This is a genomic window from Streptomyces sp. NBC_01546, assembly GCF_045208355.1.
GTDB lineage: Bacteria > Actinomycetota > Actinomycetes > Streptomycetales > Streptomycetaceae > Streptomyces.
Window position 1 is genome coordinate 4820353 of sequence record NZ_CP109379.1, and the last position, 25639, is coordinate 4845991.

Annotated in this window: 21 protein-coding genes; 15 read left to right on the plus strand and 6 right to left on the minus strand. The window is 72.1% G+C overall.

What is annotated here, in order from left to right:
• Window positions 1–74 precede the first annotated feature (74 nt).
• Window positions 75–278: a hypothetical protein gene (locus OHA89_RS22160; RefSeq protein ID WP_266609461.1), complete on the plus strand. Its 204-nt coding sequence runs from the start codon at window positions 75–77 to the stop codon at window positions 276–278.
• Window positions 279–387: 109 nt separating this feature from the next.
• Here the strand turns inward: OHA89_RS22160 and OHA89_RS22165 are convergent, their stop codons facing one another.
• Window positions 388–3651, minus strand: a complete 3264-nt coding sequence (locus tag OHA89_RS22165) for a S41 family peptidase (RefSeq protein WP_266609462.1) — start codon at window positions 3649–3651, stop codon at window positions 388–390.
• 169 nt (window positions 3652–3820) lie between these two features.
• Here OHA89_RS22165 and OHA89_RS22170 point away from each other — a divergent pair, with 169 nt between their 5' ends.
• Together OHA89_RS22170 and OHA89_RS22175 are read left to right on the plus strand one after the other, a co-directional pair.
• Entirely contained in the window at window positions 3821–4411 is a 591-nt protein-coding gene (locus OHA89_RS22170) for a TetR/AcrR family transcriptional regulator (RefSeq protein ID WP_215144686.1), read from the plus strand.
• Between the two features lie 131 nt (window positions 4412–4542).
• The gene (locus tag OHA89_RS22175; protein ID WP_266609463.1) at window positions 4543–6744 is read left to right on the plus strand and encodes an MMPL family transporter; all 2202 of its coding nucleotides are present in this window, start codon (window positions 4543–4545) and stop codon (window positions 6742–6744) included.
• Between the two features lie 76 nt (window positions 6745–6820).
• On the opposite strand, the gene OHA89_RS22180 is transcribed toward OHA89_RS22175, so the two are convergent.
• The gene (locus OHA89_RS22180; protein WP_406366913.1) at window positions 6821–7243 is read right to left on the minus strand and encodes an SsgA family sporulation/cell division regulator; all 423 of its coding nucleotides are present in this window, start codon (window positions 7241–7243) and stop codon (window positions 6821–6823) included.
• A 165-nt stretch (window positions 7244–7408) separates the two neighbouring features.
• Between OHA89_RS22180 and OHA89_RS22185 the strand changes: the two genes are divergently transcribed.
• The 4 genes from OHA89_RS22185 to OHA89_RS22200 are packed head-to-tail and all read left to right on the plus strand — an operon-like array spanning window position 7409 to window position 11198.
• Window positions 7409–8488: an energy-coupling factor ABC transporter permease gene (locus OHA89_RS22185; protein ID WP_257555935.1), complete on the plus strand. Its 1080-nt coding sequence runs from the start codon at window positions 7409–7411 to the stop codon at window positions 8486–8488.
• A 1-nt stretch (window position 8489) separates the two neighbouring features.
• Window positions 8490–9251, plus strand: a complete 762-nt coding sequence (gene cbiQ, locus OHA89_RS22190) for a cobalt ECF transporter T component CbiQ (protein WP_257555937.1) — start codon at window positions 8490–8492, stop codon at window positions 9249–9251.
• Window positions 9239–9997 carry an energy-coupling factor ABC transporter ATP-binding protein gene (locus OHA89_RS22195; RefSeq protein WP_215144697.1) on the plus strand — a complete coding sequence of 253 codons (759 nt, stop codon included), beginning with the start codon at window positions 9239–9241 and terminating at the stop codon, window positions 9995–9997. Before cbiQ ends, OHA89_RS22195 begins: the two co-directional genes overlap by 13 nt.
• Window positions 9998–10034: 37 nt before the next feature.
• The gene (locus OHA89_RS22200; RefSeq protein ID WP_406368553.1) at window positions 10035–11198 is read left to right on the plus strand and encodes a serine hydrolase domain-containing protein; all 1164 of its coding nucleotides are present in this window, start codon (window positions 10035–10037) and stop codon (window positions 11196–11198) included.
• A gap of 9 nt (window positions 11199–11207) precedes the next feature.
• On the opposite strand, the gene OHA89_RS22205 is transcribed toward OHA89_RS22200, so the two are convergent.
• Together OHA89_RS22205 and OHA89_RS22210 are read right to left on the minus strand one after the other, a co-directional pair.
• A complete protein-coding gene (locus OHA89_RS22205) occupies window positions 11208–11687 on the minus strand; it encodes a YbaK/EbsC family protein (RefSeq protein ID WP_406366915.1) in 480 nt (159 codons plus the stop codon).
• A 64-nt stretch (window positions 11688–11751) separates the two neighbouring features.
• On the minus strand, window positions 11752–13392 hold the full coding sequence (locus tag OHA89_RS22210; protein WP_257555943.1) for a penicillin-binding transpeptidase domain-containing protein: 1641 nt from the start codon (window positions 13390–13392) through the stop codon (window positions 11752–11754).
• Between the two features lie 182 nt (window positions 13393–13574).
• On the opposite strand from OHA89_RS22210, the gene OHA89_RS22215 reads away from it, so the two are divergent.
• Together OHA89_RS22215 and OHA89_RS22220 are read left to right on the plus strand one after the other, a co-directional pair.
• Window positions 13575–14240 carry a histone deacetylase gene (locus tag OHA89_RS22215; RefSeq protein ID WP_406366917.1) on the plus strand — a complete coding sequence of 222 codons (666 nt, stop codon included), beginning with the start codon at window positions 13575–13577 and terminating at the stop codon, window positions 14238–14240.
• Between the two features lie 396 nt (window positions 14241–14636).
• Entirely contained in the window at window positions 14637–15539 is a 903-nt protein-coding gene (locus OHA89_RS22220) for a helix-turn-helix domain-containing protein (protein WP_406366919.1), read from the plus strand.
• A 127-nt stretch (window positions 15540–15666) separates the two neighbouring features.
• Here OHA89_RS22220 and OHA89_RS22225 read toward each other — a convergent pair whose 3' ends face one another.
• Both OHA89_RS22225 and OHA89_RS22230 read right to left on the minus strand, forming a co-directional pair.
• Window positions 15667–17490 (minus strand): ice-binding family protein, encoded by a 1824-nt coding sequence (locus tag OHA89_RS22225; protein WP_406366920.1) that lies wholly within the window; start codon window positions 17488–17490, stop codon window positions 15667–15669.
• Between the two features lie 301 nt (window positions 17491–17791).
• On the minus strand, window positions 17792–19564 hold the full coding sequence (locus OHA89_RS22230; RefSeq protein ID WP_406366921.1) for a dolichyl-phosphate-mannose--protein mannosyltransferase: 1773 nt from the start codon (window positions 19562–19564) through the stop codon (window positions 17792–17794).
• 78 nt (window positions 19565–19642) lie between these two features.
• Here OHA89_RS22230 and rsmI point away from each other — a divergent pair, with 78 nt between their 5' ends.
• The 6 genes from rsmI (at window position 19643) to OHA89_RS22260 (ending at window position 25491) form a co-directional block, all read left to right on the plus strand.
• Window positions 19643–20539, plus strand: coding sequence for a 16S rRNA (cytidine(1402)-2'-O)-methyltransferase (gene rsmI / locus OHA89_RS22235; protein WP_257555951.1), 897 nt, complete (start codon window positions 19643–19645; stop codon window positions 20537–20539).
• Between the two features lie 160 nt (window positions 20540–20699).
• Window positions 20700–21206 carry a hypothetical protein gene (locus OHA89_RS22240; protein WP_266609471.1) on the plus strand — a complete coding sequence of 169 codons (507 nt, stop codon included), beginning with the start codon at window positions 20700–20702 and terminating at the stop codon, window positions 21204–21206.
• A 10-nt stretch (window positions 21207–21216) separates the two neighbouring features.
• A complete protein-coding gene (locus OHA89_RS22245; RefSeq protein ID WP_266609472.1) occupies window positions 21217–22107 on the plus strand; it encodes a TatD family hydrolase in 891 nt (296 codons plus the stop codon).
• Between the two features lie 320 nt (window positions 22108–22427).
• Complete coding sequence (locus OHA89_RS22250) at window positions 22428–23687, plus strand: ubiquitin-like domain-containing protein (protein WP_406368555.1); 1260 nt, start codon at window positions 22428–22430, stop codon at window positions 23685–23687.
• The gene (rsmA, locus tag OHA89_RS22255) at window positions 23684–24586 is read left to right on the plus strand and encodes a 16S rRNA (adenine(1518)-N(6)/adenine(1519)-N(6))-dimethyltransferase RsmA (protein ID WP_257555958.1); all 903 of its coding nucleotides are present in this window, start codon (window positions 23684–23686) and stop codon (window positions 24584–24586) included. The genes OHA89_RS22250 and rsmA overlap by 4 nt, the downstream gene beginning before the upstream one ends.
• A complete protein-coding gene (locus OHA89_RS22260; RefSeq protein WP_406366924.1) occupies window positions 24583–25491 on the plus strand; it encodes a 4-(cytidine 5'-diphospho)-2-C-methyl-D-erythritol kinase in 909 nt (302 codons plus the stop codon). The genes rsmA and OHA89_RS22260 overlap by 4 nt, the downstream gene beginning before the upstream one ends.
• The last annotated feature ends 148 nt before the right edge of the window (window positions 25492–25639 follow it).

Genomic DNA, 25639 nt, shown 5'->3' on the forward strand with positions numbered 1-25639 from the left:
AATGCGAGCTTTGTCCGCCCATGCAAGTCTGGTCGAGGCCCAACCAACCAACACCCCTTCTGGAGTGAACAAGCATGGGTATCAAGGACCAGTTCCACGACAAGGCGAACGAGCTCAACGAGCAGGCGCAGAAGGCCGCGCGGGGCGTGAAGGACGAAAAGTCCCAGCGCGCCGGGCAGATGAAGGGCAAGAAGCCCCAGGGCCCCCAGAGCCCCCAGAGCCCGCAGGCGCCGGACACGGCGCGCCAGTCGTGGGACGACGTCGACGACAGCTTCTAGCGGCCCTGGGCTGCGGTCCTGAGCCGCGGCACCGAGCTGCCCCGAGGGGCGCGATCCGTACGGATCGCGCCCCTCGGGCATGCCCTGTTCCTCCGAAGCTGCCCCCGCGCTACGCCCTCGGCGGCAGCTTCGGACGCCGCAGGTCCGGTACGTCCGTGTAGCCGGGCGGCACCGCTGCCGGGTCCTGCTCCAGCAGTTCGAGCGCCAGGTGCACGGCGTCGTCCAGCTGTGCGTGCCGCCCCTCCGCCCAGTCGAGCGGGGTGCGCAGGATCGCGAGGTCCGGTTCCACCCCGTGGTTCTCCACCGACCAGCCGTACTCCGGGAACCAGGCGGCGTTCATCGGCACCGTGATCACCGTGCCGTCGCCGAGGGTGTGCCGGCCGGTCATGCCGACCACCCCGCCCCAGGTGCGCTGGCCCACCACCGGGCCCAGCCCCAGCAGTTTGATGGCCGCGGTGATCATGTCCCCGTCCGAGGAGGTCGCCTCGTCGGCGAGCGCCACGATCGGACCGCGGGGCGCGTTGGAGGCGTACGAGACCGGCTGGGCGTTGCGCGTCAGGTCCCAGCCGAGGATGGAGCGGGTCAGCTTCTCCACCACCAGCTCGCTGATATGCCCGCCCGCGTTGCCGCGTACGTCCACGATCAGCGCGGGCCGGGACATCTCCATCCGCAGGTCGCGGTTGAACTGCGCCCAGCCCGAGCCGCCCATGTCGGGGATGTGCAGGTAGCCGCACCGGCCGCCGCTGATCTCCCGGACCACCGCGCGCCGCTTGGACACCCAGTCCTGGTAGCGCAGCGGCCGTTCGTCGACCAGCGGTACGACGGCCACCCGGCGGGCCCGGCCCTCGCCCTCCGCGGGCTGGAAGGTCAGTTCCACGGTGGTGCCCCCGGCCGCCGACAGCAGGGGGTACGGGCCGGTGACCGGGTCCACCGGGCGCCCGTCCACATGGGTGAGCACCGCGCCCTCCCGGATGCCGGTGCCGGCCAGCGGGGAGCGGGCCTTGGAGTCGGAGGACTCGCCGGGCAGGATCCGGCTGACCACCCATGCCCCGTCCCGCGGCACGAGGTTGGCGCCGAGCAGCCCGATCGCCCGCTGGTAGTGCGGGGGCCCCTCGTTGCGGCGTGCGGGGGCGACGTACGCGTGCGAGGTGCCGAGCTCGCCGAGGACCTCGCGCAGCAGGTCGGCGAACTCGTCGGGCGAGGCGACCCGTTCGACCAGGGGGCGGTACTGGCGCAGCACCCCGTCCCAGTCGATGCCGCACATCTTCGGCTCCCAGAAGTACGCGCGGATGATCCGCCCGGCCTCCTCGAAGGCCTGGCGCCACTCGGCCGCCGGGTCCACCTCGTGCAGGATGCGCCGCAGGTCCAGGTAGACGGTCGAGTCGCTGTCGCCCGACTCGGTGGCCGGGACCGCCCGCAGGTCGCCGTCGTCGTTGATCACGAGCCGGGTGCCGTCGCCGCTGGCCGCGAACCAGTCCAGCCCCGAGGCCAGTTCGGTCTTGCGGGCCTTGGTGAGGTCGAAGTGCTCCAGCGTGGGCTTGCCGCTGATGTCGTTGGGGTTGGCGAACGTCTCGCCGAGCGCGCCCGAGATCGGCCAGCGCAGCCACACCAGCCCGCCTCCGTGCACCGGGTACAGGGCCGAGTACTTGGACGCGGACACCGGGAAGGGGGTGACCCGGCTCTCCAGGCCCTCCACCTCCACGCTCACCGCGCCGTCGCCGGTGTCCGGCTCCCCTTCGCCGGGGTCGAGTCCGCCCGCCGCCGGGCGCCCCTCGGGGGACAGCGCGAACGGCGAGGGGGTCGCCGAGGAGAGCGGGACCAGGTACGGGCGGCAGCCCAGCGGGAAGGACAGGTCGCCGGTGTGCACGTCGTACACCGGGTCGAAACCGCGCCACGACAGGAACGCCAGATAGCGGCCGTCCCGGGTGAAGACCGGATTCTCGTCCTCGAAGCGGCCGTTGGTGACGTCCACGATGGTCCGCCCGCCCGGTCCGGAGATCCGCGCCATCTTGATCTGCCGCAGCGAACGCCCGATGCCCGGGTGCGACCAGGTCAGCCAGCCCCCGTCGGGCGAGAACGCCAGGTCGGTGACGGGCCCGTTGATGGACCGGATCAGCTCGGTGGCCTCTCCGGTGGACCCCTCGGTCGCATCGAGGAGCAGCAGCCGCCCGTCGTTGGAGGCGATGGCGAGCCGCTCCCCGTCCGGGTCCGACAGGAGCTCGGTCACGCGCCCCAGCTCGCCCGAGGCCAGCCGGCGCGGCTCCCGCTCCCCGGAGGCCCGCGGCAGGTAGGCGATCTCGATGGCGTCCTCGCCCTCGGCGTCGGTCACGTACGCGACCTGCCCGCCGCTGCCGAGCATCTCGGGCAGCCGCACCCGTACGCCCGGGGTGTCGGCGATGGTCCGGGCCGGGCCGTCGCGGTGGGTCAGCCAGTACAGGCTGCCGCGCACCACGACCGCGCTGGCCCGGCCGGTGGCGTCCACGGACAGCGAGTCGACATGGCTTGCGGCCGGCACCTGGTACGTACGGCGGCCCGCGCGCGGCCCGCCGAGCCGGACGTCGAGCCTGCGCGGGACGGCGTCGGGAGCCAGCGACTCCACGAGCCAGATCTCCCCGGCGCACTGGTAGACGATCCGGCTGCCGTCGCTGGAGGCGTGCCGGGCGTAGAACTCCTCGTGGTCGGTGTGCCGGCGCAGGCCGGTGCCGTCGGGCAGGCAGGAGTAGAGGTTGCCGATGCCCTCGTGGTCGGAGAGGAAGGCGATGCGGCCGCCGACGAACATCGGGGAGTCGAGGTGGCCGTCGATGTCCTCCAGCAGCTGTGTGCCGTGCAGCCACAGCCGGCCGGTGGCGCCGCCGCGGTAGCGCTTCCAGGCGGCTGGCTCGTGCGGCGGCTTGCCGGTCAGCAGCAGGGTGCGGTGCTCCCCGTCGATGTCGGTGACCTGGATGTCGGAGCAGGGCCCCCAGGGCAGGCGTCCGCCGGGGCTGCCGTCCGTGGGCAGCTTGTAGGCCCAGGCGTAGTAGGAGAAGGGCTGGCCGTGCGAGGAGACCGCCAGGACGTTGCCGTCCGGGTCCCAGCCGCAGACCCGGGTGTCGGTGGAGCCCCAGTGGCTGAGCTGGCGGGCCGGGCCGCCGTCCACGGGGGCGAGGTGGATTTCGGGATCGAGGCTGCGCCAGGTGGTGAAGGCGATGTGCCGGCCGTCGGGGGAGAAGCGCGGATGGCTGACCCGGGTCCGGTCGACGGTGAGCCGCCAGGCCCGGCCGACCGGATCTCCAGGGGGAACCAAGGGCGCCACCCAAAGATCGTCCTCGGTGGCGAAACACAGCAGGTCGTCGTGCAGGTGCGGGAAGCGGAGGTACGCGACGTCGTGACTCACCCCCCAATGCTTTCCGCGCCAGGGGGGCCCGGCAACTCGTACAGGTGATCCATGCCACTCCCCGAAGCGAAACGGAACGGTTTCGTTTCGCTTGGGTCGGGGGTATCGTCGTATGAGTACGGAACACATTCGTTTCGATAAGAGGCGCGTTCGGACGGGAGACACGGAGATGACCGAGGCGATGGCGGCTCGGCGCAGCCGGATCACCCCCGAGCGGGAAGCCGAACTCCACGGAGCGGTCCTGGACCTGCTCCGCGAAGTGGGCTACGAGGCGCTGACCATGGACGCGGTCGCCGCCCGTACCAAGTCCAGCAAAGCCACCCTCTACCGCCAGTGGGGGAGCAAGCCGGAGCTGGTGGCCAAGGCCCTGCGATGCACGCAGCCCGTCTCGCTGCGGGAGATCGACACGGGCAGCCTGCGCACGGACTTCGCGCGCATGGTCGAATGCTCCGACGACGCGCAGATGGCCAAGGACACCGCGCTGATGCGGGGTCTGGCCCATGCGGTCCACGAGAGCCCGGAGCTCCACAAGGCCCTGCGGGACCTGCTGGTCGACCCGGAGATCAACGGCCTTCAGGCGATGCTCCAGCGCGCGGTGGACCGGGGCGAGATCCGTCCCGACTGTCCGGCTCTGGACTTCGTACCGCACATGCTCATCGGGGCGTTCATCGCGCTCCCGCTGATCGAGGACCGCCCGGTGGACCGGAACTTCCTCGGCCACTTCATCGACGCCGTGGTCTTCCCCGCCCTCGGCGTCTGAACCCCTTCCCCCTTCCCGTCCCCGCTGTACCGCCTGCTGTTCCTGACACGCCGCTCTCGTCGTCGGGCCGGCTCTCCATGCCCTGATCCGCACCGGATCCATCCCACGACCCGAACGGGAGAACCACCGACGTGGCCACCTTCCTCTACCGTCTCGGCCGGGGCGCCTTCAGGCGCCGCGGTCTTGTCGCCCTCATCTGGGTGGCGCTGCTGTTCGCCGCCGGTTTCGGCGCGGCATCGGCGTCCGCACCCACCTCAGGCTCCTTCTCGATACCCGGTACGGAGGCCCAGAAGGCCTTCGACGTGCTGGACAAGAAGTTCCCGGGGATGGCCGCCGACGGCGCCACCGCCCGGATCGTCATCAAGGCCCCGGCCGGCGCCAAGGTCTCCGACCCGGAGCCCAAGGCCCAGGTCGAGAAGATCGTCGAAGACCTGAAGTCCGGTCCGGGCAAGGACCAGATCTCCTCGGTCGCCGACCCGTACCAGAGCCAGGCAGTGAGCCAGGACGGCTCCACCGCCTACATCAGTACCAAGTACAAGGTCAGCGGCATGGAGCTGACCGACGCGACCCGCGACGCGCTGAAGGAGTCCGGCAAGGACGCCCAGGCGAAGGGGCTCACCGTCGAGATCGGCGGCGACGCGCTGATGGCGGCCCCCGAGACCGGCTCCGGTGAGATCATCGGCATCGCGATCGCCGCGATCGTCCTCGTCATCACCTTCGGCTCGCTGATCGCGGCCGGGCTGCCGCTGCTGACCGCGCTGATCGGCGTGGGCATCGGCGTCTCTTCCATCACCGCGCTCGCCAACGTGCTGGACCTCGGCAACACCACCTCCACCCTCGCGATGATGATCGGCCTCGCGGTCGGCATCGACTACGCCCTCTTCATCGTCTCCCGCTACCGCGCGGAGCTCGCCGAGGGCCGCGAACGCGACGAGGCCGCCGGCCGGGCCGCCGGAACCGCCGGCTCCGCCGTCGTCTTCGCCGGTCTGACCGTGGTCATCGCCCTGGTGGGCCTGGCCGTCGTCAACATCCCGATGCTGACCAAGATGGGCTTCGCGGCCGCCGGAACCGTGGTCATCGCGGTGCTGGTCGCCCTCACGCTGGTCCCGGCCATCCTGGGCTTCGCGGGCAAGAAGGTCCTGCCGGCCGGCGAGAAGAGCAAGCTGTTCGGCAAGGGCAAGCCCGCGGGCGCCGAGAAGAAGGCCAACGGCGGCACCCGCTGGGCCCGCTTCGTCCTGCGCCGCCCGGTCATGGTCCTGCTGGCCGGTGTGATCGGCCTCGGCATCATCGCCATCCCGGCGAGCAAGCTGGAGATGGGCCTGCCGGACGACGGTGCCCAGCCGGTCTCCACCACCCAGCGCCAGGCGTACGACATGCTGTCCGACGGCTTCGGCCCCGGCTTCAACGGCCCGCTGATGGTCGTCGTCGACGGGGACAAGGCGCTCGCCGACCGGACGGTCGAGCGGATCAAGGGCCTGGAGGGCGTGGCCGCGGTCATGCCGCCGATGCCCAACGAGCCCGGCGACGCCTCGATGATCAGCGTCATCCCGAAGGACCGCCCGTCCTCCACCCAGACGGAGAACCTGGTCCACACGATCCGCGACGGCAGCGGGGGCGACGTCATGGTCACCGGCGCCACCGCGATGAACATCGACTTCTCGCAGAAGATGAACGACGCGCTGCTGCCCTACCTGGCGCTCGTCGTCGGCCTCGCCTTCCTGCTGCTGATGCTGGTGTTCCGCTCGATCCTGGTCCCGCTCAAGGCGGCCCTCGGCTTCCTGCTCTCGGTCGTCGCCGCCCTCGGCGCGGTCGTCGCGGTCTTCCAGTGGGGCTGGCTCGGCTCGCTCTTCGGGGTGGAGCAGACCGGTCCGATCATGTCGATGATGCCGATCTTCATGGTGGGTGTCGTCTTCGGTCTGGCCATGGACTACGAGGTCTTCCTCGTCACCCGGATGCGGGAGGCGTACGTCCACGGCGAGCGCCCGGGCCAGGCCGTGGTGACCGGCTTCCAGTACAGCGCGCGGGTGGTCGTGGCCGCCGCCGTCATCATGATCGCGGTGTTCGCGGGCTTCATCGGGGCCAGTGAGCAGATGGTCAAGATGATCGGCTTCGGTCTGGCCGTCGCCGTCTTCTTCGACGCCTTCGTGGTCCGGATGGCGATCGTCCCGGCGGTGCTCGCACTGCTCGGGCACAAGGCCTGGTGGCTGCCGCGCTGGCTGGACCGGCTGCTGCCGAACGTCGACGTGGAGGGCGAAAGCCTGCGCCGGCACCTCAAGGACGCGGCCGGCTCCTCGGAGGGCCCGGACAAGGACCGCGAGCTGGTCAACGTCTGACCCCGTTCCGTACGTCTGACACCCCGGCCCCGTACCGCCTGATCATCAGGCGGTACGGGGCCGGGGTGCGTTGCGCCTAACGGGTGGCGGAGTACGTACGGCGCAGGAAGCGGCGCAGGGCCGCGATGTCGAACTGGACGACGGCGACGCCCTCGGGGGAGTGGAACTCCACGACGGCCTGGACGCGGCCGCAGGGCCAGACGCGTACGTCCCCGGTTCCGGTCGGGGCCTGGAGGCCCGCCTCGAGGAGGGCGCGGGGGAAGACCCACTCGTTGTCGGTGCCCTCGGGGGACAGGTCCGCGGGGAAGACGATCCGTACGGCCAGCGGTTCGGCCTCGGCGAAGCGCAGGGCCACCGGAACCTTCCGGTAGAGGGGGTCGTCGCTGATCACGCGCGCGGTGACGCGCTCCTCGACGGCAGTCGCGGTCGCAGTCGCGGTCGCGGTCGCGGTCGCAGTGGCGGTGGCGCTCGCGGCGGGATTCTCGGCGGTGGATGACACGACAAGACTCCTCTATTCGGAACATATGCGTCCGTTTGTCCCAAGCCTCGCACATTCCGCCGGATCCGCACGGATGTACTTGTCACGTGGACGCTCTTGCCAATGGTTCGCAATTGGGCACTATTCTTGAACGGTTCACGACTGGGTGAGAAGCGGAGCGTCTCCATGCATGTGCCCGACGGATTCATCAACGCACCTGTGTCGGTGGCCGCCGGAGTGGCGGCCGCCGCCGCCGTCGCGGTCAGCCTCCGCGGCGCCCGGCGCGAGCTTGGGGGTCCCTCCCAGGCCGGAGGCCCAGGGGGAGAGCGGACGGCGCCGCTGGCGGGTCTCGTCGCCGCCTTCATCTTCGCCGTGCAGATGCTGAACTTCCCCGTCGCCGCCGGCACCAGCGGACACCTGCTGGGCGGTGCGCTCGCCGCGATACTCGTCGGCCCCTACACGGGCGTGCTGTGCGTGTCCGTCGTCCTGCTCATGCAGGGCATCCTCTTCGCCGACGGCGGCCTGACCGCCCTCGGCGTGAACATCACCGTCATGGGCGTCGTCACCGTCGTCCTCTCCTACGCGGTCTTCCGCGGGCTGCTCAAGGTGCTGCCCGGCACCCGCCGCTCCGTGACCGTCGCCGCCTTCGCCGGAGCCCTGCTCTCGGTGCCCGGCGCGGCCGCCGCCTTCACCGCGATCTACGCCATCGGCGGCACCACCGACGTCTCCATCGGCAAGGTGTTCACCGCGATGGTCGGCGTGCACGTGCTCATCGGCATCGGCGAGGCCGCCATCACCGCGGCCACCGTGGGCGCCGTGATCGCCGTACGGCCAGACCTGGTCCACGGGGCGCGCGGACTGACCACCCGGCTGAAGCTGCGCGTCGACGGCGTACTGGTGGACGCCCCGGCCGCCGCTCCCGCCCCGGTCGCGGCCCGCTCCACCACGAAGGTGTGGGCCACCGGCCTGGTCACCGCCCTGGCTCTCGCCGGGTTCGTCTCCTTCTACGCCTCCGCCAGCCCCGACGGCCTGGAGAAGGTCGCCGCCGACAAGGGCATCGACGCCAAGGTCGAGGAGCACGCGGCCGCCGGCTCCCCGCTCGCCGACTACGCCGTCAAGGACGTCGCCAGCGCCCGCCTCTCCGGCGGCCTCGCGGGCGCCCTCGGGGTCGGGGCGACCGTCGCCGTCGGCACCGGCGTCTTCTGGGTGGTCCGCCGCCGCCGTACGGACGAGCAGCCGGCCGCGGCAGCGGCTTCGGCGGTCTGAGGTGGGTGCGGGCCACGCCCACCGGCTCTACCGGCACGGCCACTCACCGGTGCACGCGCTGCCGCCGCACTGCAAGCTCGCCGCGGCCTTCGCCTTCGTGGTGGTCGTGGTCTCCACCCCGCGCGAGGCGGTGTGGGCCTTCGGGGCCTACGCCGTGCTGCTCGCCGCCGTCGCGGCCGCCGCCCGGGTGCCGGCCGGCTTCCTGCTGCGGCGGCTGCTGATCGAGATCCCGTTCGTGGCCTTCGCGGTGCTGATGCCCTTCGTCGCCGAGGGCGAGCGCGTGGACGTACTGGGCCTCTCGCTCAGCGTCTCCGGACTCTGGGGCGCCTGGAACGTGCTCGCCAAGGGCACCCTCGGGGTGGCCGCGTCCGTACTCCTCGCCTCGACGACGGAGCTGCGGGCGCTGCTGCTGGGCCTCCAGCGGCTGAAGCTGCCGCCGCTGCTGGTACAGATCGCCTCGTTCATGATCCGGTACGGGGACGTGATCACCGGCGAGCTGCGGCGTATGTCCATCGCACGGCGCTCGCGCGGGTTCGAGGCGCGCGGGATCCGGCACTGGGGGGTGCTGGCCAAGACCGCGGGCGCGCTGTTCATCCGCTCCTACGAGCGCGGCGAGCGGGTCTACCTGGCGATGGTCAGCCGCGGCTACGCCGGTTCGATGCCGGTGATCGACGAAGCCGTGGCCACGCGCGCGCAGTGGGCGTACGCGGCCGCGCTACCGGTGACGGCGCTCGCCGTCTGTCTGATGGGATGGACGCTATGACCGCACCTTCGCTGGAAGTCTCGGGCCTCGCCTACGCCTACCCCGACGGGCACCAGGCCCTCTTCGGGGTCGACCTGACCGTCGCGCACGGCGAGCGGGTGGCCCTCCTCGGGCCGAACGGCGCCGGGAAGACCACCCTCGTGCTGCACCTCAACGGGATCCTGGCCGGCGGGGTCGGTTCCGTGCGCGTGGCCGGGATGCCGGTGGAGAAGCGCAACCTCGCCGAGGTCCGCCGCCGGGTCGGGATCGTCTTCCAGGACCCCGACGACCAGCTCTTCATGCCGACCGTCCGGGAGGACGTGGCCTTCGGCCCGGCTGCGGCCGGGATGCGCGGCGCCGAACTGGAGGAACGGGTCCGGGACGCCCTGGAGCAGGTCGGGATGGCGGCCTTCGCCGACCGGCCCCCGCACCACCTGTCCTTCGGCCAGCGCCGCCGGGTGGCCGTCGCCACGGTTCTGGCCATGCGGCCCGAGATCCTGGTCCTGGACGAGCCCTCCTCCAACCTGGACCCGGCCTCGCGGCGCGAGCTCGCGGACATCCTGCGCTCGCTCGACGTGACGGTGCTGATGGTGACCCACGACCTGCCGTACGCGCTGGAGCTGTGCGCGCGCTCGGTCATCCTGAGCGAGGGCGTGATCGCCGCCGACGGCCGGACCCAGGACCTGCTGTGCGACGAGCAGCTCATGCGCGCCCACCGCCTGGAGCTGCCCTTCGGCTTCGACCCGCGTTCCGTATCGGTGGCATAAGCATCGGTGGCATAAGCGCTGGTCGCGGGTTGTTGGACTGGCCGTGGACATCCAGGGTGTGGTGACGGAGGGCTTCGAGCCCGTCAGAGACGCGTTCGTGCGCAATTTCGAGGTGCTGGGGGACCGGGGCGCGGCGGTGGCCGTGTACCGGGACGGCCGCAAGGTCGTGGACCTCTGGGGCGGCACCAAGGACGCGAACGGCACGGAGCCGTGGACCGAGGACACCGCCCAGATCGTCCGCTCCGCGACCAAGGGGGTGGCCGCCGCCGTACCCCTGCTGCTGCACCAGCGCGGACTGCTCGACCTGGACGCGCCGGTGGGCTCGTACTGGCCGGAGTTCAAGGCGGGCGGCAAGGACCGGACCCTGGTCCGCGACGTGCTCGCGCACCGCGCGGGGGTTCCGGCGCTGGACCGCGGGCTGACCGCGGCCGAGGCCGCCGACGGGGTCTCCGGACCGCGCGCGGTCGCCGCGCAGCAGCCCTTCTGGCAGCCCGGCACCGAGCACGGCTACCACGCGCAGACCTACAGCTGGCTGCTGTCCGAGCTGGTGCTGCGGGCGACCGGGCGCACGGTCGGGGGCATCCTGGCCGAGGAGATAGCGGAGCCGCTGGGCCTGGACTTCTGGATCGGCCTGCCGGAGAGCGAGGCCCACCGGGTGGGGCGGGTGGCGCCGGTCGACCCGCCTTCGAGCGCGGGCACGCTGAAGACCCGGCCGAGGAGAAACGTTTCCGAGGCCTACGCCGACCCGGACTCCCTCACCCGCCGCGCCTTCGCCGCCATCGACCCCCTGCCGGACGAGAACGACCCCGCCTACCGGGCCGCCGAGCTCCCGGCCTCGGCGGGCATCGGCACGGCCCGCGCCCTGGCCCGCTTCTACGCGGCCACCATCGGCGTGGTGGAGGACGGCGCGCGGATCTTCACACCGGCCACCACCGCCTCCGCCGGCAAGGAGCTCTCGGCGGGCCCGGACCGCGTCCTGGTGGTGAACACCCGCTTCGGCCCCGGCTACATGCTGCACGGCCCGGCCTCGCCGCTGCTCTCGCCGGCCTCCTTCGGCCACCCGGGCCGCGGCGGCTCCCTGGCCTTCGCGGACCCGGAGGCGGGCATCGGCTTCGGCTACGTCACCAACGCCCACGCCCAGTCGGTCACCGCCGACCCGCGCGCCCAGGCACTCGTACGGGCCCTGCGCTCAGCCTTGTGAGGCCCGCGGTCAGCCGGTGACTTCCCGTACGTCGGCGAGCGTGGCGCCCGCGTGCTCGATGAGCTCCCGCGGACCCATCGGGAACACGGTGTTCGGGGTGCCGGCGGCCGCCCAGACCACGTCGTGGTCGAGCAGCCGCCGGTCGGCCAGCACCCGGGTGCGGGTGCGGTGCCCGAAGGGCGGCACCCCGCCGATGGCGTAACCGGTCGTCTCGCGGACCACGGCCGCGTCGGCCCGCGTCACCTTCCCCGCGCCGATCTCCCGGCGTACGGCCTCCACGTCGACCCGCGAGGCCCCGTCCATCAGGACCAGCACCGGGACCCCGTCCGCGGCGAAGATCAGCGACTTGACGATCGGGCTCAGCTCGCAGCCGATCGCGGCGGCCGCGTCGGCGGCGGTACGGGTCCCCTCGGGGAAGGCCCGGACGGTGAGTTCGAGGCCCAGCCCGGCGAGGGCCTCGGCGAACAAGGGGTGCGTGGACGTCGTCATACGCGGACGCTAGCGCCGCGCGGGCCGGCGGCGCGAGGCGGTTTCACCTGCCGGACCCCGCGCCTCAGCCCGCGTTCAGGACCTCGGCGACGATCGGGCCCGCCGTGTCGCCGCCGTGGCCGCCGGCCTCGACCATCGCCGCCGCGGCCACGTCGCCGCTGAAGCCCGTGAACCAGCTGTCGGGGTTGCCCGCGCCGTCGACCTCCGCGGAGCCGGTCTTCGCGCCCTTGTCCGAGCCGCCGACCGAGGCCATCGCCTCACTGGCGGTGCCGCTGGTCGCCGTCAGCTTCATCATCGAGACCAGCTGCTGCTGCACCGAGGGCTTCATCCGGCGCTGCGCGGTCGCGATCGTACGGCCGTCGAGGTCCGGGGAGACCAGCAGCGGCTGGCGGAACACGCCCGTGCGGGCGGTCGCCGTGATGGACGCGACGTTCATCGGGTTCATGGTGATCTGGCCCTGCCCGATGTACTCGGCGGCCGCCGCCGCGCCCGTCGCCGGCGGTACCTTGCCGTCGGTGGTCTTGATGCCCGTCTTCCAGTCCAGTTCGATGCCGAAGACCTCCGTGGCCTCCTTCGGCAGCGCGGAGTCGTCGTTGACGGGCTTGATCTGCTTGATGAAGGCGGTGTTGCAGGACCGGGCGAACGAGGTCGCGAAGTTGGTGCCGGCCGGCAGGTCGAAGTTCTTCAGGTTGTGGAACGGGCGGCCCCAGGTCACCTCCTTCGCGCACTCCGCCGGCTTGTCGGCCGCCACCAGGCCGCGGTCCAGCAGCATGGCCGCCGTCACGATCTTCATCGTGGAACCGGGCGCCCGGTTGCCCCTCATCGCCGCGTTGTAGCCGTCCTTGCGGTGGTTGGCCACGGCCAGGATGTGCCCGTTGCTCGGCTTGATCGCGACCACGGAGGCCTCGGGGAACCGGGCGACCGCCTTCTCGGCCGCCGCCTGGACCTTCGCGTCCAGGTACGTCTTGATGGTGCTCGGCTCGCCCTCGACCAGGGTCAGCAGCGTCCGCTTGGGCCCGCTCCCGTCGCCCGACTGGATCCACAGCTCGGCGCCGGGCTTGCCGCCCGCCTTGCTGCCGTACGTCTCGCGCAGCTCGTCCAGGATCGGCCGCAGCGAGGGGTACTTCTCCGCGGTCAGCTCCTCGTTGTTGCGGTCCACGGCCTTGACCGGCGGATTCGCGGGAGCGCCGGCGCGCAGGGTCTCGTACTGCCCCAGCTGTGGGTGGAGCACCGAGGCCTGCCAGTCGACCAGCGGCTTCCCGCTGGTCAGCCCGCGCACCACGGTCAGCTGGGACTCGTACGCGAGGGGCTTGGTCGTGCCCTCGTACGTGATCTCAGCCTCGACCTTGAACGGCACGGTGGTGCCGTTCGGCGTGCCCGGGGTGATCACGGCCTTGGATACGTACGCCTTGGTCTGATAATCGCCCACCGCGGTCTGCGCGGCCTGCGCGTTGTTCGTCAGGTCGGCGGCCGTCCGCGCGTCCCCGGCGGCCCACGCGGCCAGGAAGGCCTTCGCGGTGGCCGCGGTCTCCTTCTCGGTGACGGGACCGCTGCCCTTCTCCGACTGCGCGGCGGTGTCGCCCTTGGCGCTCCCCTTGCCGTCGCCGTCGGAGTCCCCGACCAGGGCGTACACCCCGTACCCGGCGCCGCCGACCAACGCGAGGAATACCCCGCCGACGATGGCGCCCTTCGCTGCCCCGTTCATTTGAGTCCCTTTCAGAGTCCCCGTTCCCTGAACATGTTCAAAGAACCTCTGGTGCGGACCTTACGCTCTGCGAGCGAACCGTCTCCTTGTTGTTACCGGACCGGAACATCGATGGCCGAAAATGATCGCCCGCCCGGAGTCCCTTGGCAGGGTCTGGCCGGTATGCCGGTATAGATCGCACGATGAGCCTTGTTCGCACGGTGGGAGGGGTCCGTATCGACATGGACGGAGCCGCGCCCGATTTGATCTGGTACACGTCCTACGGCTCGAACATGCACCGGGACCGGCTGGCCTGGTACCTCGCCGGAGGCACCCCTCCGGGCGCCGCCCGCAGCTACCCCGGATGCCGCGATCGCCGCGCGCCGGCGCGGTCGGTGCCGGTCGAGCTGCCGGGGCGCCTGTACTTCGCCACGGAGTCGACCGTGTGGACGGGCGGCAGGGCCTTCTATGACCCGGCGGCGGCTGGCCGCACGCGGGCGCGCGCCCACCTGGTGACGGCGCAGCAGTTCTCCGACATCGCCGCCCAGGAGATGTACCGGGAGCCCGGGGCCGACCTCGACCTCACCGAGGTCCTGCGTTCGGGACGGGACGAGCGGGGTCCGGGCCGCTACGAGACGCTGATCTGCTCCGGCGTGCTGGAAGGCGTACCCGTGCTGACCTTCACCGCCCCCTGGGTGATGCACGAAGTGGACTGGGTCAAGCCGTCCGCCGCGTACGTCACGCACCTGGCGGCGGGCATGCTGGAGTCCGGGGCATGGAACGAGCGGTCCATCGCCGACTACCTCACACGGTGCCCGGGCGCGGCCGGCCGCTGGAGCGTGGATCAGATCCTGGATCTGCTGGGGTGACACAGCAACGACCCCGGCACATTCACACGCCGGGGCCGCCCTTCCGGGCCGCCGCACGTGAGAGTGCAATGACCCACTTGTCATACTATGTCTCTCGCGCGCCTGCGGCATCAGGGACGCTTCGTGACGCCCGGCCGCACGCGGGGTCGACCGCGTATCCACAGCCCGGCATATTGCGCAGAAATTCATACGAGAATGGGCCTGTCCGCAGTGGAAAATATGGTCAGTTTGAATTCACTTGGGAAGTGAAGGCGGGAAGTATTACGAAGCGCCAGGTCGTTCTTCGCTCGGTGTGCATCGCCGTGTGCGACACGGTGAAAAGGCGGACCCGATTGACCCTCTGGGCGTGACAATCTGCTGGCCATGGCAAGATCTTTTGAGCGAGGTAAACGGCCCGTGGGTGCCCATGTCAATCCCACCGTCAGCAGGCGCCGGCTTGGATCGGAGCTCCGTCGGCTCCGGGAGATCAGGGGCATGACGACGCCGCAGGTGGCGGAGAGCCTGCTGATCTCCCAGCCCAAGATCAGTCTCATGGAGAACGGCCGCCGCCTCATCAAGCCGCGCGACGTGCGCGATCTCTGCGGGCTGTACGGAGTCCAGGACCGGAGGCTCGTTGACCAGCTGATGCAGTTGGCCAGGGAATCGGGGCAGCAGGGCTGGTGGAACGCCTACGGTGACATCCCGTACGGCGCCTACATCGGCCTGGAGGCCGAGGCCGCAGCGATCCGATGCTACGAGCCCCTGGTGATTCCCGGCCTGCTGCAGACCCCCGCCTACGCTCGGGCGGTCATTGCAGGAACGATCCCTCAGGCCACCGCCGAACAGGCCGCCACACGTCTCCAGGTACGGCTGCGGCGCCAGCAGCGGTTGAGCGCCCCGGGCAACCCGCTGCGCTTATGGGCCGTACTGGACGAATCGGCACTGCGGCGTCTCGTGGGCAGCCGCGAGGTCATGCGCGAGCAGCTGGAGCATCTGACCCGGCTCGCAGCACAGCCGCACATCACCATGCAGGTTCTCCCCCACGACACGGGGGCGCACCCGGGTGTCTCGGGACAGTTCGCGCTGCTCGAGTTCGCCGACGCCACCGACGCGAGCGTGGTGTATTTGGAAAGGTTCACCAGCGATCTCTATTTGGAGAAACGTTCCGACGTCAGGATCTACAGCGGTATGTATGCCCACCTGCAGGCCCAGGCGCTGAGTCCGGACAGGACCCGGTATTTCATCAACGAAGCCATCAGGGCGTACGTCGGCACGGAATTCCAGCCAGACGTCCGCACGCCGTCCCGGCCGAACCCGTGAGCGCCGTGCGGTAGGCATCCTGACATCGGGAACCGAGCCCCTGGACGACGTGTCCAGGGGCTCGGCTGCGGGTCATCCGAGACCGATCGGTCAGACGTGTGAGGCTGTCACGCCCGCCATGTGCCGGCTACTCCTGTCGAGTCGCTGCACCTCGGCGGGTCCTCTTCATCGTGAAGAGGGCCGAGCCTCCGACGAATGCCACCGCGGCCGCGAAGGCGGCCATGATGCCGGTCTCGCTGCTTGTGCCGGTGGCGGCGAGGCCGGGCGACGCCCCCTTCGGCTGCTGGCCGGTGGTGGCGCTCACGGGGGCGAAGTTGACGCTCTTGGCCGTGTGGCCGGGGAGCGCGTGGCCCAGAGCATCGTCGAAGCCGCCCGGCAGGAAGTCGGCCCACGGAGGCTTGCCCTGGTCGTGGTTGTCGGGACCGTGGCCGGGCTTGCCGTGGTCGTGGTCGCCGGGACCGCCGGGACCGCCGGGACCGCCGGGACCGTCGTGCTCGCCCTGATCGTGGTCGTCGGGACCGCCGTGCTCGCCCTCGTCGCCCTCGTGGCCCTCGTCGTCTTCGTCGTCCTCGTAGTCGTCGTGGTGGCCGGGGCGGCCGTGGTCGTGCTTGCCCGAGTCACCCTTTTCGCCCTTGTCGCCGCGGGGCCCCTTGGGTCCGGTAGGTCCGACGGGTCCAGCAGAACCGGTGGGTCCGGCAGGTCCGGCAGGTCCGGCGGAACCGGTGGGTCCGGCAGGTCCTGCGGAACCGGTGGGCCCGGGCGAACCCGTTGCGCCGGGGCTGCCGTCAGGGCCGGGGCTGCCGGTCGGGCCGGGTGAGCCGTCAGGGCCGGGCGAGCCGTCAGGGCCGGGGGCGCCGGGGCTGCCGGTCGGGCCGGGCGAGCCGTCAGGGCCAGGTGAACCGGTCGCGCCGGGGCTACCGGTCGGGCCGGGGGAGCCGTCAGGGCCGGGGGCGCCGGGGCTGCCGGTCGGGCCGGGGCTGCCGGTCGGGCCGGGGGAGCCGTCAGGGCCGGGCGAACCGGTCGCGCCGGGGCTACCGGTCGGGCCCGGGCTACCGGTCGGGCCGGGGGAGCCGTCAGGGCCGGGCGAGCCCGTCGGGCCCGGGCTGCCGGTCGGGCCGGGCGAGCCCGTCGGTCCGGTAGGCCCGGTCGGTCCGGGAGCCCCGGTCGGTCCGGGAGGCCCAACGGCGCAGGTCGGCACCGTAATGGTGTTGTTGTTCATCGTGACCGCGGCCTCACGCGCCAGGGCGCGGCCTTCGATCACGGCGCTGTTGTTCAGCGTGATGGACGCCAGGGCCAGGATGGTGCCCTTGAACTGGGTGGTCGTGCCGAGGGTGGCGGAGCTGCCCACCTGCCAGAACACGTTGCAGGCATTTGCTCCGTTGATGAATTCCACGGCACTGGCCGAAGCCGTGGTCAGGGTCGAGGGGATCCGGAAGATGAAGACGGAGTTGGGGTCGCCCTCGCCGTCGAGGGTGAGCGTCCCGGTGAGTTGCAGGGAATCCGGGGACGCCGGGGCCGAGTAGACGCCGGGCCCCAGTGTCAGTCCGCCGATCTCGTCCGAAGCGAGAACGGTCCCGGGTCCCCGGCCTGCCGCGTCGTCGTAGGCGACGACGAGGTCGGACTTCGCCTGAGCGGCGGCGGCGTTGGGGGCAACGCGCGTCACCCCGTTGACGGTGCCGGGCGGGAAGCCGGTCACCGATGTGCCCGGATAGAGGCCCAGGTCGCCGTTGATGACGGTGCCGAGCGTGTTGGTGACCGTCGAACCGGCCAGGACCCCGTAACTGGCGGTGGTCCCCAGCAGCACGGGGGCATCTGCGGCGTGGGCGACGGTCGGGACCAGGGTGGCCGCCGCCAGGAACGCTGCGGGGAGCAGGGCAAAGGCTCCCTTTTTGAACAGCGCGAGTTGAGGGCTTGTGTCGGGTGGAGCCGACCGGAGGACATCCAATGCCATTGCAGGACCTTTCTTGTCGCTGGTCAGGGCTGCCGGCCCGCTGCCTGCGCCGACACGCAGGCTCACCCCCGAGCAGGGGACGCAGATCTGCTCCGCGCCAAAGGTGGTGATGGGTCGTCACACGGGAGTCTTCCCGCATATTTCGCAGCAATAGACCGCAAATCGGAAAAAGGGTCTGCATGAGTGACATAATGTCAGGAATGGTCTGTGGGTCGTCCAGAGACAGTTGAGAACGACGTACGGCAACGACGACGGCCCCGGCGCCGGTGAGCGCCGGGGCCGAGGCCGTCGTATCGGGTCGCTAGACCCAGGTGTCCAGCCACATGCGGCCGCGCCAGGAGTCCATCGGGAGGGTCTGGCCGGTGAAGATCGGCCAGAAGTAGATGAAGTTCCACACGATCAGCAGGACCAGGACCCCCGCCCCGATCGCGCCCAGCGTCCGCCGCCGCTCCGTCGATCCGGCCGGGCCCAGCAGGGCGCCGATCATCATCGCCACCGCCAGGCACAGGTACGGGACGAAGACCACCGCGTAGAAGAAGAAGATGGTCCGCTCCTGGTAGTTGAACCAGGGCAGCAGGCCCGCGCCCAGCGCGCACGCGACCGCGCCCGCCCGCCAGTCGCGGCGGAAGAACCACCGCCACAGCACGTACAGCAGCGCGAAGCAGCCCGCCCACCACAGCAGCGGAGTGCCCAGCGCCAGCACCTCGCGGGCGCACTTGCCGGCCGCCGTCGCCGGGCACCCGTCGGTGCCGGGCTCCGGGGACTCGTAGAAGTACGAGACGGGCCGGCCCAGGACCAGCCAGCTCCACGGGTTCGACTCGTAGGTGTGCCCCGAGGTCAGACCGACGTGGAACTTGTACACCTCGGTCTCGTAGTGCCACAGGCTGCGCAGCCACTCCGGCAGGAACGACAGCGCGCTGTTCTGGTCGCTCTTGGCGGCCCAGTCGCGCAGGTAGCCGCCCTTGCCGTTGTCCGGGCTGAAGATCCAGCCCGACCAGGAGACCAGGTACGTCACGATCGCCACCGGCACCGTCGACACGAACGCGGGCAGCGCGTCGCGGCGCAGCATCGCCGCGTACGGGGCGCCCGCGCCCGCGGTGCGCCGCGCGGCGGCGTCCCACAGCACGGTGAGGACGCCGAAGAAGGCCAGGACGACGAAGCCGTTCCACTTCGTGCCCGCGGCGAGGCCCAGACAGACCCCCGCCAGGATCCGGTACGGGCGCCAGCCCAGCCCCAGCGTCTCGGCGATCTTCACATCGGGCCGGGTCCGGCCCTCGTCGTCCACCGGGAGCGCGTCCGCGAGCCTGGCCCGGGCCTTGTCCCGGTCGATGAGCAGCGCCCCGAAGGCGGCCAGCACGAAGAACATCAGCACCAGGTCGAGCAGCGCCGTGCGGCTCATCACCAGGTGCAGGCCGTCCACCGCGAGCAGCGCACCCGCCAGGCAGCCCAGGAAGGTCGAGCGGAACAGGCGCCGCCCGATCCGGCACAGCATCAGCACGGAGAGGGTGCCGAGCACGGCGGTCATGAACCGCCAGCCGAAGGGGGTGAAGCCGAACATCCACTCGCCGAGCCCGATGACCCACTTGCCGACGGGCGGGTGCACGACGTAGCCCGGATCCAGCGGGAGGGCGACCGCGTCGGGGTTGGCGAGGATCGACTTGTCGATGTCCTTGGGCCAGCTCGCCTCGTAGCCCTGCTGAATCGTGGCCCAGGCGTCCTTGGCGTAATAGGTCTCGTCGAATATCACCGCCTTCGGGCTGCCCAGGTGCACGAACCGCAGCACCCCGGCCACCAGCGCCACCAGCAGCGGCCCGGCCCACGACATGATCCGCTGCCAGGTGCCCCACACCTGCGGCGGCAGCCCGAAGGTCATCCACAGCTGGGGGGACGGCTGGGCGTACGGGGGCACCAGGCGGGCGCGCACGTCGCCGCGCGCCGAGCCGGCACCGCCGCGCGGCACGTAGCCGAAGGCGCGCAGGCGGCGCAGCCAGGTGGGCGGCTCTTCTTCGCGTCCCGCCGGCGGGGAGGGCGGGGCCCCCGCGGGGCTGGGCGGCGGCGTCGCGGTCTTGGTCACCGGGTCATCGTAGGGAACGGATCTGTGTGAACCCCAGCACCGGGCAGCTCGAGGGCGCGGGACTGAGAGGATGGGCGGGTGACGACTGACCAGCCCCGCGGTACCGAGCCCACCTCTCCGGCAGGAGTCCTCGTACTCGCCGGCACCCCGATCGGCGACCTCGCGGACGCCCCGCCGCGGCTCGCGACCGAGCTGGAGCGGGCCGACGTGATCGCCGCCGAGGACACCCGGCGGCTGCGCCGGCTGACCCAGGGCCTGGGCGTGCACACCACCGGGCGTGTCCTGTCGTACTTCGAGGGCAACGAGTCCGCGCGCACCCCGGAGCTGGTCGAGGCCCTGACCGGCGGGGCGCGCGTCCTGCTGGTGACCGACGCCGGAATGCCCTCGGTCTCCGACCCCGGCTACCGGCTGGTCGCCGCCGCCGTCGAGAAGGACATCAAGGTCACCGCCGTCCCCGGGCCGTCCGCCGTGCTCACCGCGCTGGCCATGTCCGGACTGCCGGTGGACCGGTTCTGCTTCGAGGGGTTCCTGCCGCGCAAGGCGGGCGAGCGCCTCGGCCGGCTCCGCGAGGTCGAGGCCGAGCGGCGCACGCTCGTCTACTTCGAGGCCCCGCACCGGCTCGACGACACCCTGGCCGCCATGGCCGAGGTCTTCGGCGCCGAGCGCCGCGCCGCCGTGTGCCGTGAGCTGACCAAGACGTACGAGGAGGTCAAGCGAGGCGGGCTCGGCGAGCTGGCCGCCTGGGCCGCAGAGGGCGTCCGCGGGGAGATCACCGTCGTCGTGGAGGGCGCCCCGGCGGCCGCCCCCGGCGATGTGGACGACGAGGAGCTGGTGCGCAGGGTGCGGGTGCGCGAGGAGGCGGGGGAGCGGCGCAAGGAGGCCATCGCCGCTGTCGCCGCCGAGGCCGGGGTACCCAAGCGGGACGTGTTCGACGCGGTCGTCGCGGCAAAGAATGCGGCACAAAAGGTGCCGTAAGTCGGTAAAGAGCTAACCTGAAAAGCAAAGCTCAGACCGCGCACCGGGCGCTTTGGGCATGAGTCGCCCAAAGACCGTCCAACACTAGACAGGGCCTGATGCGCTCCCGCCCGAAGAGGCGTCCACTGGCAATGGCACCAGTGGAACAAGAGGAGCTGGCATGAGTGAGATCGCTGACACCCCGGTACCCGTAGCCGTGCCGGGCGCGCCCGGCACCCCCGTCGGCGCGCCCGTGCAGACCGTGCACGAGGCGTACTCCTTCGCGTGCATGCGGTGCGGGTACGGCTGGGAGCAGGCCTACGACATAGAGCACCACGTGGACGGCAAGGGCGATCCGTTCATCATGTACAAGGTCAGCGGCGAGCGGGTGCCGTCCCCGCTGTCCAACCCGACCTGCCACAACTGCGGCGGCCACGTGGTCCGGATCATGCGCGCCGGACAGGTCTCCTCCGTGCTCGGCATGCTCGACCAGCTCTACCACCACCGCATCGCCCCGGGGATCGCCGGGCCCGTCCCGGCGGGCGCGAACGTCCCCCGGGCCCCCAAGCCCCCCAAGCCGCACAAGACGCCCCCTGCGCACGACGCCCCCGGACCCGTCGCCATCGACGAGGCCGAGAAGCACCCGGGCCTCCTCTCCCGCCTGCTGGGGATCTTCCGCCGGTCATAAGATCGGCCGCATGAGCACTTCGTCAGCCTCCAGAGCCTCCAAGGACGCACCGCCGCCGCTGCCCGAACCCCTCCGGGTGGCGGTGGCGGACTCGCACACCCACCTGGACATGCAGTCCGGAACCGTCGAGGAGGGCCTCGCGAAGGCCGCCTCGGTGGGCGTGACCACGGTCGTCCAGGTCGGCTGCGACGTGAAGGGCTCCCGCTGGGCCGCCGAGACGGCCGCCGCGTACGAGAACGTCCACGCGGCCGTGGCCCTGCACCCGAACGAGGCCCCCCGGATCGTCCACGGAGACCCCGACGGCTGGTCCCGCCAGGGCGCCCGGACCGGCGGCGGCGAGGCCGCGCTCGACGAGGCGCTGGCCGAGATCGAGGCCCTGGCCGCGCTCGACCACGTCAAGGCGGTCGGCGAGACCGGACTCGACTATTTCCGCACCGGGCCGGAGGGAATGGCCGCGCAGGAGCGTTCCTTCCGCGCCCACATCGAGATCGCCAAGCGCCAGGGCAAGGCCCTCGTGATCCACGACCGCGACGCCCACGCGGACGTGCTGCGCGTGCTGCGGGAGGAGGGCGCGCCGGAGCGCACCGTCTTCCACTGCTACTCCGGGGACGCCGGCATGGCGCGGGAGTGCGCCGCCGCCGGGTACTACATGTCCTTCGCCGGAACGGTCACCTTCAAGAACGCGGCCCCGCTGCGCGAGGCCCTGGCCGTGGCCCCGCTGGAGCTGGTGCTCGTCGAGACGGACGCCCCGTACCTCACCCCGGCGCCGTACCGCGGACGGCCCAACGCCCCGTACCTCATTCCGCTGACGGTACGGGCGATGGCGGCGGTCCGCGGCATCGACGAGGACGCGATGGCCACGGCGCTGGCCGCCAACACCGCTCGCGCCTTCGCCTACTGACCACCCGCGCCGGACTCCCCACGGCGACACGCTGTGTGACCGCCTGGCTTTGGAGCGTGACGCCTCCTCCGCTATGGTGCCGTGCCCGAACCAGCGGGTGCCGGAACACCAGTGGAGCGAGCGTCGTGAGCGATACGCAGGGCAGTCACCGCCGTGGCGGTCCCGTTCCGGGGGCGTACGAGGATCCCGGCGCCCCGGAGCCCGGGGTGCCGGCCCCGCGCGGGGCGGGCCGCCGCCGCGCACGCCAGAGCGGGCAGCAGCCGGCCGGATGGCCCGACCCCGAGGCGCCGACGGTGTCCTCCTTGGCATCCGTGACTCCCATGGCTCCCGTGGCGGTGACCGCCGTGCCCGTAGCCGCCGGATCGGGGCGCCGCCGGGCCCCCGCCCCCGTCGCCCTGCTGCCGGAGCCCGCACCCGCACCCGCGCCGTGGCCGGCGCCGGGGCCCGGCACCGGCAGACGCCGCCGCACCACCCCCGCCGAACCCCCGCCCGGCGCCTGGCGGCGGATCGTGCCCCAAGCCCTGGTCGTCGCCTTCCTCGCGGGCGGCACCACCGCCTTCGTCGCCGCCGACAAGTCGGTACGGCTCACCGTCGACGGCGTCCCGCGCACCCTCCACACCTTCGCCGACGACGTTGACGAACTGCTGGCCGCCGAAGGCCTCGACGTCGGCCCCCACGACCTCGTCGCCCCCGCCCCCGGCGAACCCCTCGACGACGGCGAACAGGTCGTCGTCCGCTACGGCCGCCCCCTGCGCCTCACCCTCGACGGACAGCAGCGCCAGGTGTGGACCACCGCCCGCACCGTCGAGGGCGCGCTCCGCCAGTTCGGCATCCGCGCCGAGGGCGCCTACCTCTCCGCGCCCCGCACCGCCCCCGTCCCGCGCGCGGGGCTGGTCCTCAGCGTCCGCACCGAACGCAGCGTCACCTTCATGGCCGACGGCCGCGAACGCACCATCCGCACCAACGCCGCCACCGTCCAGGAGGCCCTCGAACAGGCCGGCATCACCCTGCAGGGCCAGGACACCACCTCCGTGCCCCCCATCGCCTTCCCGCGCGACGGGCAGACCATCACCGTGCTGCGCATCACCGGCACCCGCGAGGTCCGCGAGGAGCGCGTCCCGTACGAGACGCAGCGGGTCGAGGACGCCACCCTGTTCGCCGGCACCGAGGTCGTCGAGCGGGCCGGCCGGCCCGGAGCCCGCCGGGTCACCTACAGCCTGCGCACCGTCAACGGGGTCCGCCAGAAGCCCCGCCGCATCGCGGAGGAGACCGTCCGCGAGCCCGTGACCCAGCTCGTCAAGGTCGGCACGAAGCCGCTGCCGGCCTCCGTCTCCGGCGCCGACGGCCTCGACTGGGGAGCCCTGGCCCAGTGCGAATCGGGCGGCCGCCCCTCGGCCACCGACTCCTCGGGCACGTACGGCGGCCTCTACCAGTTCGATGTACGCACCTGGCAGAGCCTCGGCGGCAGCGGCCGCCCCCAGGACGCCCCGGCCGGGGAACAGACGTACCGGGCGAAGAAGCTCTACGTGCAGCGGGGGGCGAGTCCGTGGCCGCACTGCGGCCGTAGGCTTATCCGGTGAGCACCGCAGAGCAGCAGCCCAACGAGACCCCTTCTGATGCCCTCCTCGGACCGGCCGACATCCGGGAGCTGGCCGCCGCACTCGGTGTGCGCCCGACCAAGCAGAAGGGCCAGAACTTCGTCATCGACGCCAACACGGTGCGCCGGATCGTGCGTACCGCCGAGGTGCGGCCGGACGACGTGGTCGTCGAGGTCGGCCCCGGCCTGGGCTCGCTGACGCTCGCGTTGCTGGAGGCCGCCGACCGGGTCACTGCCGTCGAGATCGACGACATCCTGGCGGCGGCGCTGCCCGCCACCATCGAGGCCCGGATGCCCGGGCGCAAGGACCGCTTCGCGCTGGTCCACTCCGACGCGATGCTGGTGACCGAGCTGCCCGGCCCGGCGCCGACCGCGCTCGTGGCGAACCTGCCGTACAACGTGGCCGTGCCCGTCCTGCTGACCATGCTCGACCGGTTCCCGAGCATCGAGCGGACCCTGGTGATGGTGCAGGCGGAGGTGGCCGACCGGCTCGCCGCCGAGCCCGGCAACAAGGTCTACGGGGTGCCCTCCGTCAAGGCCAACTGGTACGCGCACGTCAAGCGCGCCGGGTCCATCGGCCGCAAGGTCTTCTGGCCCGCGCCGAACGTCGACTCCGGTCTCGTCTCGCTGGTGCGGCGCGCGGAGCCGATCAAGACCACCGCCACGAAGGCCGAGGTCTTCGCCGTCGTGGACGCGGCCTTCGCACAGCGCCGCAAGACGCTGCGCGCGGCGCTGGCCGGCTGGGCCGGGTCGGCGGCGGGAGCCGAGGCGGCGCTGGTCGCCGCCGGGATCTCGCCGCAGGCGCGCGGGGAGTCGCTGACGGTGGAGGAGTTCGCCGCGATCGCCGAGCACAAGCCCGCGGCGGAGAGGCCCGCGCTGTGAGCGAGCGCACGACCGTGACCGTACGGGTCCCCGCGAAGGTCAACGTGCAACTGGCGGTGGGCGCGGCCCGCCCCGACGGCTTCCACGACCTCGCGAACGTCTTCCTCGCCGTCTCGCTGTTCGACGAGGTCACGGCGACCGTGGCCGGCGAGCTGACCGTGACCTGCGCGGGCCCGGACGCCGACCAGGTCCCCCTGGACCGCACCAACCTCGCGGCGCGCGCCGCCGAGATCCTGGCGGCCCGGGCCGGCATCGACCCCGCGGTCCACCTGCACATCGCGAAGAACATCCCGGTGGCGGGCGGCATGGCGGGCGGCAGCGCGGACGGCGCGGCGGCCCTGCTGGCCTGCGACACCCTGTGGGGCCTGGGCACGCCGCGGGCCGAACTGCTCGACATCTGCGCGGAGCTGGGCAGTGACGTGCCGTTCAGCCTCGTGGGCGGGGCCGCGCTCGGCACGGGCCGGGGCGAGCTGCTGACCCCGGTGGACGCGGGGGCGTTCCACTGGGTGTTCGCGGTGGCCGACGGGGGTCTGTCCACCCCGGCGGTGTTCCGCGAGTTCGACCGGCTCACCGCCGGTACGCGAATCCCGGAGCCGCAGGCCTCGCCGGCCCTGCTGGCGGCCCTGGCCTCGGGGGATCCGGACGCGCTGGCCGCCACCCTGGCCAATGGCCTCCAGGAGGCCGCCCTGTCGCTGCGGCCGCAGCTGGCCGCGACGCTGGACGCGGGCACCGGGGCCGGGGCGCTGGCCGCGCTGGTCTCCGGGTCCGGGCCCACGACGGCCTTCCTGGTCCGGGACGCGGAAGCCGCCGCCAAGGTGGCTGCCGCGCTGGATGCCTCGGGCACGTGCCGTGCCACGCGCGTGGCCTCGTCCCCGGCCCCGGGCGCCACTGTCCTGCCGTCCTGACCCCGCGCCGCCGTTGCCGGGGGCCAGCCCCCGGACCCCCGCGCCTCAAACGCCGGCGGGGCTGAATTTGCCCTGCGGGTAATCCAGCCCGCAGGGCAAATCAGCCCCGCCGGCGTTTGAGGCGCGGGGTCTGGGGCGGAGCCCCAGT

Bases quoted from the DNA above. Each gene is read 5' to 3' on its own strand.
- OHA89_RS22160 (WP_266609461.1), top strand. From the start codon at position 75: ATGGGTATCAAGGACCAGTTCCACGACAAGGCGAACGAGCTCAACGAG.
- OHA89_RS22250 (WP_406368555.1), top strand. From the start codon at position 22,428: ATGGCTCCCGTGGCGGTGACCGCCGTGCCCGTAGCCGCCGGATCGGGG.
- OHA89_RS22245 (WP_266609472.1), top strand. From the start codon at position 21,217: ATGAGCACTTCGTCAGCCTCCAGAGCCTCCAAGGACGCACCGCCGCCG.
- OHA89_RS22215 (WP_406366917.1), top strand. From the start codon at position 13,575: ATGAGCCTTGTTCGCACGGTGGGAGGGGTCCGTATCGACATGGACGGA.
- OHA89_RS22225 (WP_406366920.1), bottom strand. From the start codon at position 17,490: ATGGCATTGGATGTCCTCCGGTCGGCTCCACCCGACACAAGCCCTCAA.
- OHA89_RS22195 (WP_215144697.1), top strand. From the start codon at position 9,239: ATGGACGCTATGACCGCACCTTCGCTGGAAGTCTCGGGCCTCGCCTAC.
- OHA89_RS22240 (WP_266609471.1), top strand. From the start codon at position 20,700: ATGAGTGAGATCGCTGACACCCCGGTACCCGTAGCCGTGCCGGGCGCG.
- OHA89_RS22170 (WP_215144686.1), top strand. From the start codon at position 3,821: ATGACCGAGGCGATGGCGGCTCGGCGCAGCCGGATCACCCCCGAGCGG.
- OHA89_RS22210 (WP_257555943.1), bottom strand. From the start codon at position 13,392: ATGAACGGGGCAGCGAAGGGCGCCATCGTCGGCGGGGTATTCCTCGCG.
- OHA89_RS22205 (WP_406366915.1), bottom strand. From the start codon at position 11,687: ATGACGACGTCCACGCACCCCTTGTTCGCCGAGGCCCTCGCCGGGCTG.
- OHA89_RS22185 (WP_257555935.1), top strand. From the start codon at position 7,409: ATGCATGTGCCCGACGGATTCATCAACGCACCTGTGTCGGTGGCCGCC.